General features: G+C 70.8%; 13 protein-coding genes and 1 tRNA gene. 10 read left to right on the top strand and 4 right to left on the bottom strand.

Translation table 11 applies throughout. The annotated features are described in order from the left end of the window. Nucleotides 1-584: 584 nt before the first annotated feature. From ACTWP8_RS26555 to ACTWP8_RS26530, 6 genes are all read left to right on the top strand, one after another. The gene (locus tag ACTWP8_RS26555) at nt 585-935 is read left to right on the top strand and encodes a metallopeptidase family protein (protein WP_443324627.1); all 351 of its coding nucleotides are present in this window, start codon (nt 585-587) and stop codon (nt 933-935) included. A 17-nt stretch (nt 936-952) separates the two neighbouring features. Next, entirely contained in the window at nt 953-1,474 is a 522-nt protein-coding gene (gene crcB / locus ACTWP8_RS26550; protein WP_443324638.1) for a fluoride efflux transporter CrcB, read from the top strand. Then, nucleotides 1,471-1,845, top strand: a complete 375-nt coding sequence (crcB, locus tag ACTWP8_RS26545; protein ID WP_443324626.1) for a fluoride efflux transporter CrcB — start codon at nt 1,471-1,473, stop codon at nt 1,843-1,845. Before crcB (ACTWP8_RS26550) ends, crcB (ACTWP8_RS26545) begins: the two co-directional genes overlap by 4 nt. A gap of 121 nt (nt 1,846-1,966) precedes the next feature. Then, the gene (locus ACTWP8_RS26540; RefSeq protein ID WP_443324625.1) at nt 1,967-2,608 is read left to right on the top strand and encodes a hypothetical protein; all 642 of its coding nucleotides are present in this window, start codon (nt 1,967-1,969) and stop codon (nt 2,606-2,608) included. Nucleotides 2,609-2,842: 234 nt separating this feature from the next. Then, nucleotides 2,843-5,107 (top strand): DEAD/DEAH box helicase, encoded by a 2,265-nt coding sequence (locus ACTWP8_RS26535; protein WP_443324624.1) that lies wholly within the window; start codon nt 2,843-2,845, stop codon nt 5,105-5,107. Nucleotides 5,108-5,418: 311 nt separating this feature from the next. Then, nucleotides 5,419-5,491 (top strand) — tRNA-Lys (locus ACTWP8_RS26530). Nucleotides 5,492-5,670: 179 nt separating this feature from the next. Here the strand turns inward: ACTWP8_RS26530 and ACTWP8_RS26525 are convergent. Further along, nucleotides 5,671-6,912: a PP2C family protein-serine/threonine phosphatase gene (locus ACTWP8_RS26525; RefSeq protein ID WP_443324623.1), complete on the bottom strand. Its 1,242-nt coding sequence runs from the start codon at nt 6,910-6,912 to the stop codon at nt 5,671-5,673. 253 nt (nt 6,913-7,165) lie between these two features. Continuing rightward, complete coding sequence (locus ACTWP8_RS26520) at nt 7,166-8,311, bottom strand: fatty acid desaturase family protein (RefSeq protein WP_443324622.1); 1,146 nt, start codon at nt 8,309-8,311, stop codon at nt 7,166-7,168. Nucleotides 8,312-8,828: 517 nt separating this feature from the next. Between ACTWP8_RS26520 and ACTWP8_RS26515 the strand changes: the two genes are divergently transcribed. Continuing rightward, the gene (locus ACTWP8_RS26515; RefSeq protein WP_443324621.1) at nt 8,829-9,098 is read left to right on the top strand and encodes a hypothetical protein; all 270 of its coding nucleotides are present in this window, start codon (nt 8,829-8,831) and stop codon (nt 9,096-9,098) included. Nucleotides 9,099-9,341: 243 nt separating this feature from the next. Beyond that, nucleotides 9,342-9,614: a hypothetical protein gene (locus ACTWP8_RS26510; RefSeq protein WP_443324620.1), complete on the top strand. Its 273-nt coding sequence runs from the start codon at nt 9,342-9,344 to the stop codon at nt 9,612-9,614. 117 nt (nt 9,615-9,731) lie between these two features. Here ACTWP8_RS26510 and ACTWP8_RS26505 read toward each other — a convergent pair whose 3' ends face one another. After that, complete coding sequence (locus tag ACTWP8_RS26505) at nt 9,732-10,268, bottom strand: DUF5994 family protein (RefSeq protein ID WP_443324637.1); 537 nt, start codon at nt 10,266-10,268, stop codon at nt 9,732-9,734. A gap of 298 nt (nt 10,269-10,566) precedes the next feature. Between ACTWP8_RS26505 and ACTWP8_RS26500 the strand changes: the two genes are divergently transcribed. Beyond that, nucleotides 10,567-11,133, top strand: a complete 567-nt coding sequence (locus ACTWP8_RS26500; protein WP_443324619.1) for a DUF5994 family protein — start codon at nt 10,567-10,569, stop codon at nt 11,131-11,133. Between the two features lie 344 nt (nt 11,134-11,477). Continuing rightward, nucleotides 11,478-11,750, top strand: coding sequence for a hypothetical protein (locus ACTWP8_RS26495; protein ID WP_443324636.1), 273 nt, complete (start codon nt 11,478-11,480; stop codon nt 11,748-11,750). A gap of 146 nt (nt 11,751-11,896) precedes the next feature. On the opposite strand, the gene ACTWP8_RS26490 is transcribed toward ACTWP8_RS26495, so the two are convergent. Then, the gene (locus tag ACTWP8_RS26490; protein ID WP_443324618.1) at nt 11,897-13,432 is read right to left on the bottom strand and encodes an MFS transporter; all 1,536 of its coding nucleotides are present in this window, start codon (nt 13,430-13,432) and stop codon (nt 11,897-11,899) included. Between the last annotated feature and the right edge of the window lie 46 nt (nt 13,433-13,478).

Below are 13,478 nucleotides of genomic sequence, written 5' to 3'. Positions count from 1 at the left end.
GGGGGGGGGGGGGGGGGGGTGAGCGTGACCGTCGGGGACCGGTATCCGGGTGCGGGCGCGACGCGCTTGGCGAACGCCCGCCGGCGCCGCTGCGCGCTCGCGCCGACTGCGCGCAGTGAAGCGCTCAGTGGACGTAGTAGATGCGGTAGATGGGGCGACCGGGGAGATGCGCGGTCCATTGGGGCCGTATGCCCAGAGGGTGCGGGCGCCATGCGGGGTGGCCTCCCGGCCTGGAGCCACCCCGCGGGGCGTTGCGCGCTCTCGGGGGCGTGGCCCCCGGGCGATGCGCGCCCGTGGGGTTCTGCGACGTTCGCGCCGCGAGGTCCGCGCCGCTCCACAGGACCCGTGGCCGTTGCGCGGCACTGCGGCCGGCCCTTGCGGCGGGCGCGGATCGTTCCCGTCGCGACGTCGACCGGTGGGGTCGGGGCCGCCGTGCCCGTTGCGTTCTTCGTGGCCCTGGGACCGGGGCTCCCCGGCCTTCTCGCCCGGCTCGGCCCGGCCCCGCCCGCCCCGCCCGGCGCGGCTGAGCGGGTCGGTTCGGCGTGCGGGCTCCGTCGGGGGTGGGTTGGCGGAGAATGAGACACGTGCTGGAGATGACGCGTGAGGAGTTCGAGGAACTGGTCGCCGAAGCCCTCGACCGGATTCCGCCGGAGCTGATGAGGCTGATGGACAACGTCGCGGTGTTCGTCGAGGACGAGCCGTCCACGGACGATCCCGAGCTGCTCGGGCTGTACGAGGGGACGCCGCTCACCGACCGCGGTGAGTGGTACGCGGGCGTCCTGCCGGACCGGATCACGATCTACCGGGGCCCGACGCTGCGGATGTGCGACACCCGCGAGGACGTCGTCTCCGAGACCGAGGTCACCGTGGTGCACGAGATCGCCCATCACTTCGGCATCGACGACGCCCGGCTGCACGCCCTGGGGTACGGGTGAGCGACGCAGGCCGGGAAGTGCGGCGGCGCCCGCCGGAGCCGCACGGGGCGTCCGCCGCGACCGAGGAGTACCGCGGCGAGCCCGTCGACCCCGACGTCGATCTCCACGTCCCCGCCGACCGGGCGGAAACCGCGGGCCACCGCCTCTGGCAGGTGCTCGCCGTGATCGCGATCGGCGGCGGGCTCGGAGCCAGTGCCCGGTACGGCGCCCAGCTCGCCTGGCCCGCCCCCGAGGGCTCGTTCCCGTGGGCCGTCTTCGGCGTGAATGTCAGCGGCTGCGCGCTGATCGGCGTGCTGATGGTGCTGGTGAGCGAGCACGGAGCGGGCCACCCACTCGTACGGCCCTTCCTCGGCACCGGCGTGCTCGGCGGCTACACCACCTTCTCGACGTACGCCGTGGATCTGTCCGAGCTGCTGGACCGCCGGGAGGCCGGTACGGCGCTGGCGTACGCGGCCGGGACGCTCGTGGCCGCGCTCTGCGCGGTGTGGGCCGCGGCCACCGTGACGCGCGCGGTGGTGAGAGCGGAGGCGCGGCGGTGAGCTGGCTGCTGGTGGTGGCGGGCGCGGCCGTCGGCGCGCCCCTGCGCTACCTCGTCGACCGCGCGGTGCAGGCGCGGCACGACTCGGTCTTTCCCTGGGGGACCTTCGTCGTCAACGCCGCCGGGAGTCTGGTGCTGGGTGTGCTGACCGGCGCGGCCTCGGCGGGAGCCGCTTCCTCGCAGGTGCAGTTGCTGCTGGGGACCGGCCTGTGCGGGGCTCTGACGACGTATTCGACCTTCTCGTACGAGTCGCTGCGGCTCACCGAGCGCGGCTGGGGGTTCATGGCCGTGGCGAACGCGGTGGGCTCGCTGCTGGTCGGGCTCGGCGCGGCCTTTCTCGGAGTGACGGTGGCGGAGGGCCTGTTCGGCTGAGACAGGCGACTTCGGCAGAGACATGACATTCTTGCCCGCCGCGCGGGCCGTGTCCTGGCCGGGGGAGGGGGAGTTGAGCACGGCGAACTCTGTCCAGCCGCCACGCCGGAGGTGCCCGCACGTGCTCTTGTTCCCCGACCGCCGCCTTCCCTCCCGTACCGCCGCCGCCCGCAGGCCCGGCGCGCGCAGGCCCGGCGCGCACACGCCGGTCCGTCGCCTGGCCGCCGCCGCGCTCGTCCTCGCGGCGGCGACGGGCTGCATGAGCGTGAGCGGTGCGGAGGACGCGAAGCGGACCGGTCCGGCCGGGCACCCGGGCGGTGCGGCGAAGCCGGACGGCGGGGTGGCGGTGACCAACGGCGGCGCCGGCGGGGATGTACGGAACGGCCGCGCGGGCGGCAGCGGCTCGGCGGACGGGGGGAGCCAGGCGTGGGAGGGCGGCGCGCAGGGGGACGGGAAGGGCGCGGGTGCGGGCGCGAGTCCGTCGAGCGACCGGGCGCGCCCAGGGACTTCGGACGTGCGCCCCGGCCCCTCCGAGCCCTCCGGGTCCACGGCCTCGCCGACGGGCGGCACCGCGTCACCGGAGCCCAGCGCCACCTCGTCGCAGTCGCAGCCGGAGCCGTCGGAGTCGAGCCCCCAGCCGAGCGGGTCCACGCCTCAGTGGTCACCGCCGAGCTCCGGCTCGGACTCCGGCTCCGGCTCACAGGACTCGCCGACGGCGCAGCGGGAACCCAACGCGACACCGCAGTCCGAGCCCGTCACGTAAAGCTGCGCGGAGGCTACCCGGGGGTGGCGCACGTCTCCCGGAGCGGGTTTGCCTGCGGGGCCGCCGGGTGCGTATGGTGGTAGATCGTTTGATCCCATGTTGCCCGGCGCCGAACCGAAGCGCGCCGTGATGGCGCGTTCCTTGTCCTTGCCGTGGCTGACCGCATAGAGGCGGTCGTATGCGAATCACGGAGTTTGGGCGCGTGCCGAGACTCCGGAAGGTTTCGCATTTCGCATGTCTGTTTCCGCTACTGACCAAGCCGTCGTGCCCGAGAACGGTGAGAACGGCCAGGTCGCCGAGGCTGCCGACGCCACCGAGGCGCCGCAGACCACCTTCGCGGACCTGGGCCTCCCCGAGCCCGTCGTCCGCAAGCTCGCCCAGAACGGCGTGACCACCCCGTTCCCGATCCAGGCCGCGACCATCCCGGACGCCCTGGCCGGCCAGGACATCCTCGGCCGAGGCCGTACCGGCTCCGGCAAGACCCTCTCCTTCGGCCTCCCGCTGCTGACCCAGCTGGCCGGCGGCCACACCGAGAAGAAGCGCCCCCGCGGCCTGATCCTCACCCCGACCCGCGAGCTCGCGATGCAGGTGTCGGACGCGCTCCAGCCGTACGGCGACGTGCTCGGCCTCAAGCTCAAGGTCGTCTGCGGCGGTACGTCGATGGGCAATCAGATCGGCGCCCTCGAGCGCGGTGTCGACATCCTCGTCGCCACTCCCGGCCGGCTGCGCGACCTGATCGACCGCCGTGCCGCCGCGCTCGACAAGGTGCAGATCGCGGTCCTCGACGAGGCCGACCAGATGGCCGACATGGGCTTCCTGCCCGAGGTCACCGAGATCCTGGACCTGGTGCCGCCGGGCGGTCAGCGGATGCTGTTCTCCGCGACGCTGGAGAACGAGATCGACACGCTCGTCAAGCGCTACCTCTCCGACCCGGTCACTCACGAGGTGGATGCTGCGCAGGGCGCGGTCACGACCATGACCCACCACGTCCTCGTCGTGAAGCCGAAGGACAAGGCTCCGGTCACCGCCGCCATCGCCGCCCGCAAGGGCCGCACCATCATCTTCGTCCGCACCCAGCTGGGCGCGGACCGCGTCGCCGAGCAGCTGCAGGACGCCGGGGTGCGGGCGGACGCGCTGCACGGGGGTATGACGCAGGGCGCCAGGACCCGTACGCTCGCCGACTTCAAGGACGGGTACGTGAACGTGCTCGTCGCAACGGACGTCGCCGCGCGCGGTATTCACGTCGACGGCATCGACCTGGTCCTGAACGTCGACCCGGCCGGTGACCACAAGGACTACCTCCACCGGTCGGGCCGCACGGCCCGCGCGGGCCGCAGCGGCACGGTGGTGTCGCTGGCTCTTCCGCATCAGCGGCGGCAGATCTTCCGGTTGATGGAGGACGCGGGCGTGGACGCCTCGCGCCACATCGTCGGCGGCGCCGGCGCGTTCGACGAGGACGTGGCCCGGATTACGGGCGCGCGCTCGCTCACCGAGGTGCAGGCCGAGTCCGCCTCGAACGCCGCCAGGCAGGCGGAGCGCGAGGTGCACGACCTGACGCGGGAGCTGGAGCGGGCTCAGCGGCGGGCGACCGAACTCCGCGAGGACGCCGACCGGTTGACGGCGCGGGCTGCGCGGGAGCGGGGCGAGGAGCCGGTGACATCCGCGGGTTCGGTGGGTTCGGCGGCTTCCGCGGCCGCTCCGGCCGGGGCCGGCGAGGTCTCGGGTGGGTCCTCGGGTGAGGTTTTGGCCGAGGTTCCCGCCCAGGCGGCGCCTGCTGCCGGGTCCGGGTCCCGGGCCGGGACTGAGGCCGTGGTGACGGAGGCGTCCGCTCCGGCTCCGGCCGCGAAGCCGGTGTCGTACGAGCAGCCGCGCCGCACCTCGTACGAGCGGTCCGACCGCCGTGACTACGACCGCCGCGACGACCGCCCCTCCGCGCGGGACCGCAGGGACGACCGGCGGGACGACCGTCGGGACTACGACCGGCGGGACGAGCGGCCGTACAGCCGTGACCGCCGGGACGGCGAGCGCGGCGGATTCCAGCGCCGTGACGAGCGCGGTGACCGTGGCGACCGGGGTGCCCGCGGTGGATTCCAGCGCCGTGACGACCGCGGCGGCTTCGGGGGCCGGGACCGTGATCGTGACCGCGACCGGCGCGACGACCGCCCGTTCGGCCGCGACCGCCGGGACGACCGCGGCGGCCGCCCGTTCGAGCGCCGCGACGACCGGGGCGGGCGCTTCAGCAGTCGTGACCGTCGGGACGACCGTCCCTTCAACGGCGACCGCCGGGACGGCGAGCGCGGCGGCTTCGGCGGCGGCCGCTCCATCGAGCGCCGCGACCACGGCCACCGCGACCACAACCACCGCGGCGGCGACAGGCCGTTCAACCGCGACCGCCGCGACGACCGTCCGGCCCGCCGGGACGACCACCGCGGCGGCAGCACGGGCGGCCGCTCCTTCGACCGCCGCGCCGACAAGCCCCGCTGGAAGCGCAACGGCTGACGCCTGCGCGAGCCGCCGCTCGCGTCGCACAAGCCGCTGACCAGCACAAGCGGGCCCATCCTTCACGGACGGGCCCGCTTTTCTCGGCAGCCACAGCTGCGGCGAGCTGGTCACCCTCAATTGCTCGAGCGGTCTGACGCGGGCAGCCGACAGACGTACGGTTGGCTCGGGGCGGGGGCGCGCCTTGAGCGCAGGCCTCGCAGGACTGCGTGCCGTTCTGCTGGGGCGGCGCCGCTGGCGCTGGGCGGCCCGCGCGATACCCGATCGGCTGCCCGGCCCAGCACCGCTATGCTCGGGGGCAGCACGATCGCGGGCCGTTAGCTCAATTGGCAGAGCAGTGGACTTTTAATCCATTGGTTGTGGGTTCGAGTCCCACACGGCCTACCGTGCGCAGGTGGGGGAGACCCCCTTCTGACCTGCTACGCAGCGCCCTGGCCGGGCTGGACCGGTCAGGGCGCCGCGGCTTTCCCCGCCCGTGCATGCGCGGGTGTGCCGAAGACGCCGCCTGCGAGCAGCGGCAGCCGCTCGTCGCCGGCTCCGCCATTGGTGGTGCGGAAGCCGGCTCACGTCAGGGTGGCGAGGTGGTTGGATTCGCCCCCGCGCCATTCGATGAGGAAGAGGGTCGCGTCGTCACTGGTTCTGCCGCCCCGTTCCTCCTTCAGGGTGTGAGAGAGGGAGCGCACCACCGCCCGCACTCCCTCCTCCGTCCGCTCGATGCGGTTGACCCAGCCGATGAGCTGTTCCTCGCCGAACTGCTCCCCGCCGGCTTCGCGCTCCTCGATCAGGCCGTCGGTGAAGCACAGAACCCTGTCGCCGCGCTGGAGGGCCAGCTCGCTGACCTGCGGCTGTTCACCGCCGAAGCCGACCGGCAGGGTGGTTGCGCTCTCCAGTTGCTGGACGACCTCGTGGTTGCGGACCAGCAGCGGTGCGGGATGGCCGGCGTTGACCCATTGCAGGTGGCCCGTTGCGATGTTCAGGCGCATCATCTGCGCGGTGACGAAGTGGTCGGGTCCGAACTGCTCGGCGATCGCCCGGTCCATGAAGGTGTAGATCTCGGCCAGTCCGATGTCGGAGCGTCTGGCGTGGCGGTATGCGCCGATGGCGACGGTTGCCATCGTGGCCGCGTCCAGGCCGTGGCCCATCGCGTCGACCGTGGCCATGTGCAGGATGTCGTCGTTGAGGGCGTAGTCGAAGCTGTCGCCGGCAACCTCGTAGGCGGGCTCGAGGATTCCGGCCACGGCGACCTGCGGGACGGCCATCGCCAGCGGGGGCAGCAGGGACCACTGGATCTCCGCGGCCACGGTCATCGGTTTGAGGCGCCGGGCCTGGAAGAACCGGTCGGTGTAGCCGTGCTTGGTGACCAGCATGTCGGCGACCAGGCCGGCGAGCCTGCGCAGGAGCCGCCGGTCGTCGTCATCGACGCTGTCCAGGGTGAGGGCCATCACTCCCACCTGGTCGCTGCCGTCCAGCAACGGCAGGTACATACGCACGCCGTCGGCCTGCGATACCTCGACGGGGGTCGCGCGCAGGAAGGCCGTGCCGGCGTCGGAGTCACCGATCGGCTCGGGCTGCCCGACGACCATTCCCCTGCCCGGCAGCGGCACCAGCATCAGCTGGCCGTAGTCCTGGAGGAGGATCGAGACGTCACGGCCACCGACTCTGGCCACCTCTTCCGCGATCAGCGGGGCGATCAGCTGGGGCGGCATCTCATGGGCCCGGTCCAGCAGCACCCCCAACAGCCGCTCACCGAATCCTTCGGAACGGTCCACCGGGCCCGCGGCGGGGGGCTGCTCACCTCCCGCCATATCCGCGATCTTTCACCACAGTTACCCTTCGCGCCCCTCTTGTCCAAGTCGAGTCCTGTCCAAGCCGAGGCACCCCGAACTCGTCCCAAGACCCGCCCCGATACACGCGGGTCCATCCCGCGGTCACGGTGGATCCGCTCGAAGCCCACTCACGCGATCTGTGTACCCGAGCTCCTGACACGACCGTGATCAACCTGCACAGCTTGACCCGTCCAACCGGCCCAACGCACCCATTAGGCCAGAAGCGGCGATGTCATACCGGTCGCGCCCGTGGTTCGGCCCGCAAGGGTGCTCCTACCGTGCGGAGATGGCGCAGTGCCTGTCGGTACGAGTCCAGCAAGCCTGTCTGCGTATAAGGCAGGCCGAGTTCGGCGCAGTAGTCACGAACCAGGGGCTGGGCTGCCGGGAGGGCGGTCCGGGGCATGCTGGGGAACAGGTGGTGTTCGATCTGGTAGTTCAGGCCGCCGAGCACAAGATCGGTGATACGCCCGCCCCGCACATTACGCGAGGTGAGGACCTGGGCACGCAGGAAGTCCGGGCGCTCGTGCTCTTCGGGCATCGCCATGCCCTTGTGGTTGGGAGCGAAGGAGGCCCCCATATACAGGCCGAAAAGGGCCTGCTGTGCCAGAACGAACACCAGCGCCTTCAGCGGGGAAAGGACCAGGAGCACAGCGGTGAGATATGCCGCCGCGTGGGCGAGCAGTGCCAGCGCTTCGACCGCCAGGGGAGCGGGAGCGCTCGTCCTGCCCTTGCGCAGTGCCCGGACCGAGTCCACGTGCAGTGCCCAGCCCTCCAGCAGCAGCATCGGGAAGAACAGTGCGGCCTGGTGACGGGTGATGAAGCCGGCCAGACCCGAGCGCCCGGGAGCGTCGTGACCGTTGAAGACCACGGCGCCGGTCTCGATGTCGGGATCGCGGCCGATCTGGTTGGGATGGGCATGGTGACGGTTGTGTTTGGCCACCCACCATCCGAAGCCGAGACCGATGAAGAGATTGCCGAACACCAGCCCCGTCATATTGTTGGCCCGCTTGCTCCGGAACAGTTGGCGGTGGCCGGCTTCATGGCCGCGGAATCCGCTCTGGGTGAAGGCAAAGGCCAGCACAGCGGCGACCGTCAGCTGCCACCAGGAGTCGCCGATCAGGAGGAGAGCGGCCCAACCTCCGGCCAGCAGAAGCAGTGTGGCTGCCAGCGCCGCAGCTGAGCGCAGCGGACGGTGTCGCAACAGCTGGGCGTTCCTGACCCGTCGGGAGAGCAGCGCGTAGTCACTTCCTGCGGGCCGCTCGCGGAGCGTTGTCTGCCCGGCCCGGATGTTTCCGGAGGGCTCGGCCTGCGGAACCGACGGTGTTCCGGTTGGGGCGCGCGCGGACACGGCGCGCTGAGCGAAGTTGATGGGCTCCATGAGCTCGATCCTGGTTGATGTCAGCGGCGCGCGGACGCGGGCCGCTCTTGCGGTGCCGTCGGAGCGCTACCGCATCCGATGCGACAAGGCGGGGGGCGTCTCAACCCTGGTATGCACACTCGCCTGTGAACCGCCCAGGACGGCGGTGGTACGGCGGTCAGCATGCGGACTGCCCCCCCGTGTCCCCACCGTACTCCCCGTGCGCGAGAGGCACATTTCCGCTGCGGCCCGGAAGCGAGCACACGCAATCCGGTGCACCAACGGGAGTACGGTGGCGATAACCAGTGCGCTGAGAGGAGCCATCATCTCTCGCGGCGCCGACCCAGGGGACGCAAGGCCGGGCACAACGCGCGGGAGGAGGCCCGACCTCCGGTAATCACGCAGCGCACCACGAGTCGTTTGCGCCACGAGACCAGTACGACTCCCTGAGCACCACGGAACCAGGCGGAACACCCGGCCCTTGCCAGGAATCGCTCAGGTCCCACTGCCACCCGATGAGCGAGAGGAAAGGCTGCGCATGTATTCACCTGACGCGATCTCAAACCGCCGTCATAGTCGTGCCGAACCGACCGAGGAGATGATGGCCGGGCTGGTCTGCGTCGTCTGCCGCACCGACTACCGGCAGGCGCCGGACACGGACGCGAAGGTGGTCTCGCACCACGGCAACAAGCAATTGCTCGCCTGCGAGGGGGTGTGCGCGCGCATGGCAAGCGGGTCCGTCACCGGACTCGGGGAGACTCCTCTCCCGCTGGCCGAACGCCTGCACAACTACGAGGTCGAGCGCTGACGCGACAGCCACGGCACACTTCCGGAACGCTCTGTCCGACTGCCGCCGGGGCCCCGAGCCCATGCGCCGGCACCGTGCACCAGCCGGAACGGGACGGCGCTCGGAGATGCGGCAAACGCGCCGGCCAAGGCCCCTCGCCACAGCCTGGTGGTGTCGAGAATTCCGCGGCCCGATGAGTCGCCGTCGATCGGTTGACGGCCTAGCGTTGAGCTGGGGGCGTAGCGTCCTCAGAAGGTGAGGGCCATGGCATCTCTTGCCGAGCGGAAGGCGTACCGCGAGAAGATCATGCAGGGGCTTTACGAGACCGCAGAGGGAAATCGCCTTCTGGGGGTCACTGGGTCGAAGTTGCGTGACGATCTCGGCATCCCCGACGCGGACATCGCCGCCGCCTGCACGTATCTGGAGGGCGAAGGTCTGGTCACGGTCGACTGGGCGGCGGGCAATACACCCGCCATGGTCATGCTGACCCATCAAGGTATCCGTGTCATGGAGGCCAAAGAGGAGGAGCAGGAATGAGGGGGTGCTCCGGCCTCGTCGGCGTAGTGTTGCAGTGGGTCTTTGCACTCTCACGTGCGATGACCTGGAAGGGACGGCCCCGGTGTGAATGCGCCGGGGTCGTTTTCACGTCGGACTTCAGTCCGGTTCGGCGCGTTCCCGGTCGGTGTTCCGCTCCGCCGGGCGACTCGTACGCGTGGGATTGATGCTGGTGTCGATCAGGATCTGCTCGGCCTGTGTGACGTTGTCGGCCTGTACGGCCCTGGACATCGCCTCCCGTGCCGCCGACGGGGTTGCCTCCGGCGGGACCACGAGCAGCAGGAAATAGTCTTGATCGCCACGGGTGATGAGCACCGTGTCGTCGCCGACCGGGTACCAGTCGATGTGTACGACCCGGTCATCGATGATCAGGCGCACCGGGACCTCATCCCAGGCACTCGCGTCCAGGCCCACGCGGGTGATGGGGCCCAAATGCTCGGTCAGGGCACTGATCAAGCCGGGCAGCTGATCGCCGACGTCACGGGAGCGCGGCCACCAGGCGCCATCGAGAATTCCTTCACGGGTCCGCCTCGTCTCCAGCCTCAACAGAAGCGCGCCGGGCTCCGCGTGCTGGTGGACGGCATCCGGCAGCAGTCTGGGGCGGGATGAGTTTGTGAAGTCTTCGAAGCCGGCCATCATGGTGCGCCGCCCGTCCGCGGAGCCCGGCGGGGCCCGCTCACTGCCGGGAACGACGTCGGCACGGTTGCCGACATGCATGCGTCCTCGGCACTGCCTCCACGGTACCCGCGGTGAGACCGTCCCGTCCCTGGGCAGATCCGCGGAACCAGCAGGCCAATCAGGGCCTGGCCGGGTCTCCGCCGGAGTAGGCTTGAATTACCGGGAGCACTTCGTGCCGCGACTTTCATGTCGGGGTCGTTCGCGGCGAACAACTATGCCGGGCAGACGGAAACGCTCCCGGAGGCAGGTCCGCGCCATGACCGCGACCACCGAGCACACTCCGACCACTGGCGAGCGCGCGTCCTCGCGACCGGCCCGCCTGTCTCTGGCCCCGGACGATGCCGGCCCAGGACTTCTGGACGGCGCCTGGTGGCCCTACTCGCACGATCTCGCACGTGAACTCCCCGCCATGATCGACGTACTGGATCGCCGCTGGGGGCGGATCACCCGGATCGCAGTGAATCCCACACTCTGGCCCGTGATCCCGCGGAAGGTGCCCGTCGCCGGGCACGTGGTGCACGTGGGATGGTTCGCGGCTGAGCAGGACCCGCACAAGCTGCTGCTGCTCTCCTACACCGCGGGCCGCTGGGACCTGCTGGTGATCCCGCCGGGGACCGGAGAGGCCGCCGCCGCCCGGCTGATGGCAGCCGCAACCGAGCCACGGGGCCACCTCACCGCCACCGCTCTGATGGCGAACGAGGAGGCCCTCAGCGCCACGGAGGCCGACCGTGGCGGGGAGGCGGAGTGGGAGTCGGAAGGCGGCACCGTGCCGTCCCGTCCCGGGAATCCGGCCAGGCTTCCCGGCTCCGCCCAAGGGATGTGAGAACGATGACGACCGCCATCACCGTGGCCGTGATCCTCGTGATGATCGCTGCAGGAGTACTTCTGATCCACGCTCTGAACGGCCAGCACAACCAGCGCATCGCCGCCTTCCGGTACGGCGACCTCCTGCCGTACCGCCGCCGGGCCACCGAGCCGCTGGAGAAGACCGGCGACACCGCCGGTCCGCCCGCCGGAAGGGCTCGCGCTCGCCAGAAGCAACCGGTCAGAAGCCGTCGGCGACCGCGGTCGGCGAAGGAGCCGGCGGGAGGCATGACGCGCTCGCGACGGCTGCTCGCTTCCCCAGGCCGCAGCCGGGTCACCGCTTCGGACCGAGAGGCCGGCACCGTGAGCTCGGACGAGTCGGCGTCTGCGCCCGGGCTCGCCGAGGTCCGCATCGTCGCCGCGTCGCCGGAAGCGGCCCGGAAAGTAGCCGAAGTGCTCCGTCACCGCTTCGCCGGCACCGAACAGCGCAGCTACCCGGCAGGCCACGACGGCAGCACGCGGCTCCACCTCACCGTGGACACCATGCAACGCCCCCAGGCCTTGCAGACATTCCAGTCCGGGGTGCTCACCCACCACTCGTCCGGCACCGAGAGGCCGCACGCCGACGAGGCCTGAAACAGACGTTGCCAGTCTTCTTGAGCACTCCGACGACGACCTCATCCCGAGGAGCAGGAAGACGATGTTCCAGTCAATGCCGCTGCGCTCGGGGCGGTTCCCCCGCATTCGGCAAGGGAACCGCCCGCTACTGTGCTGGACGGGCGTCAGGCGCCGGCGAGCTCCGGCTCGGGCTTCGCCCCGGGGTGCTCGCCCCCGTCCGCCGTGAGGTCGTCGTGCGGCCGCACTTGCTTGGGGAGCGCGAACATCAGCAGGAACACCGCACCCAGCACCGCGACGACCCACCCCATCGCGTTGCTGAACGCGCCCACGAACTCCGGCCCACCTGCTCGCGGTGCGAGGGACTCGTCCATGGCGCCGAAGAACACCACGGAGGTCACCCCGAGGCCGAGCGCCATGCCCAGCTGATTGGTGGTGTTGATGAGCCCTGATGCCGAGCCCGCGTGCTGCTGCGGCACCCCGGAGAGCACCGCGTCCGTCAGCGGTGCGAAGACCAGGCCCATGCCGCCGCCCATCGCGATCAGCGGCAGCGCCATCTGCCACGAGGCGATGGCCGTGCCGTACCGGTCGGCCTCCCACAGGTAGAGCAGCGCACCCAGGGCGAGGAGCACCGCGCCGGTCTGCAGCACCCGGCGACTGCCGAAGCGCGGGGTGAACAGCTGCACGGACACCCCGGCGGCGGCGGAGCATGCCACGGTGAACGGCAGGCCCGTCAGCCCGGCGTGCAGCGGGCTCCAGCCCAGGCCGATCTGCATGTAGAGGGTCCAGACGAGGAAGAAGATGCCCAGCGTGGTGCTGAACGCCACCTGCACGCCGATACCCGCGGCGAAGCTCTTCACCTTGAACAGCGACAGCTCGACCAGCGGTGCCCCGTCCTTGCGCTTCTTGTGCCGCTCGTACGCCACGAACACCGCCAGCATCGGCACGCTCGCCACCATCGAAACGAAGCCCAGCACCGGCCAGTCGTTCTCGTGGCCCATGGTGATCGGGTAGAGCAGCATCAGCAGTCCCGCAGTGGCAAGGACAACGCCGCCCAGGTCGAGTCGCAGCGCGTTCGGGGCGGTGGACTCGGTGATGTACCGGCGGCCGAGGACGAGTCCCGTGATGCCGACCGGGAGGTTGATGAGGAAGATCGGCCGCCACTCCAGGCCGAGGAGGTTCCACTGCGTGAGCAGCGCGCCCAGCAGGGGGCCGGAGACCGCGCCGAGTCCGACGACGGCGCCGAACATCCCGAAGACCTTGCCACGCTCGTGCGCTGGGAAGGTGACGTGGATGATGCTCAGCACCTGCGGCACCATCAGTGCCGCCATCGTGCCCTGCAGCACACGGGAGGCGACGAGCATCCCGGGGTCGGCCGCGATTCCGCACAGCAGCGAGGCGAGGGTGAAGCCTCCGATGCCGAGCAGGAAGATCCGCTTCCGCCCGAAGATGTCGCCAAGCCGCCCGCCAGTGATCAGCCCGACGGCGAAGGCGAGGGCGTACCCAGCGGTGATCCACTGGACGGCGCTGAACGAGGCGCCTATGCCGCGCTGGATGCTGGGGATCGCGATGTTGACGATCGTGGCGTCCACGAGGTCCATGAACGAGGCGGTGAGGAGGACGGCAAGCGCGATCCAGCGGCGCCGGTCGGTGGCGGCGGAAGTGCCGCTGGGCAGGGAATTCTCCTGCGTCTTCGTTTCCATGCGCGCTAAGCTAGAGCCCGTATAGGACAGATCTCGTCCTAAATGC

It is taken from the genome of Streptomyces sp. 7N604 (assembly GCF_052245475.1).
Lineage (GTDB): Bacteria > Actinomycetota > Actinomycetes > Streptomycetales > Streptomycetaceae > Streptomyces.
Note: the sequence above shows the minus strand (reverse complement) of the source record. Positions and strands in the feature narration are given on the sequence as shown.

Bases quoted from the DNA above. Each gene is read 5' to 3' on its own strand.
- ACTWP8_RS26515 (WP_443324621.1), top strand. From the start codon at position 8,829: ATGTATTCACCTGACGCGATCTCAAACCGCCGTCATAGTCGTGCCGAA.
- ACTWP8_RS26505 (WP_443324637.1), bottom strand. From the start codon at position 10,268: ATGGCCGGCTTCGAAGACTTCACAAACTCATCCCGCCCCAGACTGCTG.
- ACTWP8_RS26500 (WP_443324619.1), top strand. From the start codon at position 10,567: ATGACCGCGACCACCGAGCACACTCCGACCACTGGCGAGCGCGCGTCC.
- ACTWP8_RS26520 (WP_443324622.1), bottom strand. From the start codon at position 8,311: ATGGAGCCCATCAACTTCGCTCAGCGCGCCGTGTCCGCGCGCGCCCCA.
- ACTWP8_RS26525 (WP_443324623.1), bottom strand. From the start codon at position 6,912: ATGGCGGGAGGTGAGCAGCCCCCCGCCGCGGGCCCGGTGGACCGTTCC.
- ACTWP8_RS26535 (WP_443324624.1), top strand. From the start codon at position 2,843: ATGTCTGTTTCCGCTACTGACCAAGCCGTCGTGCCCGAGAACGGTGAG.
- ACTWP8_RS26510 (WP_443324620.1), top strand. From the start codon at position 9,342: ATGGCATCTCTTGCCGAGCGGAAGGCGTACCGCGAGAAGATCATGCAG.
- ACTWP8_RS26490 (WP_443324618.1), bottom strand. From the start codon at position 13,432: ATGGAAACGAAGACGCAGGAGAATTCCCTGCCCAGCGGCACTTCCGCC.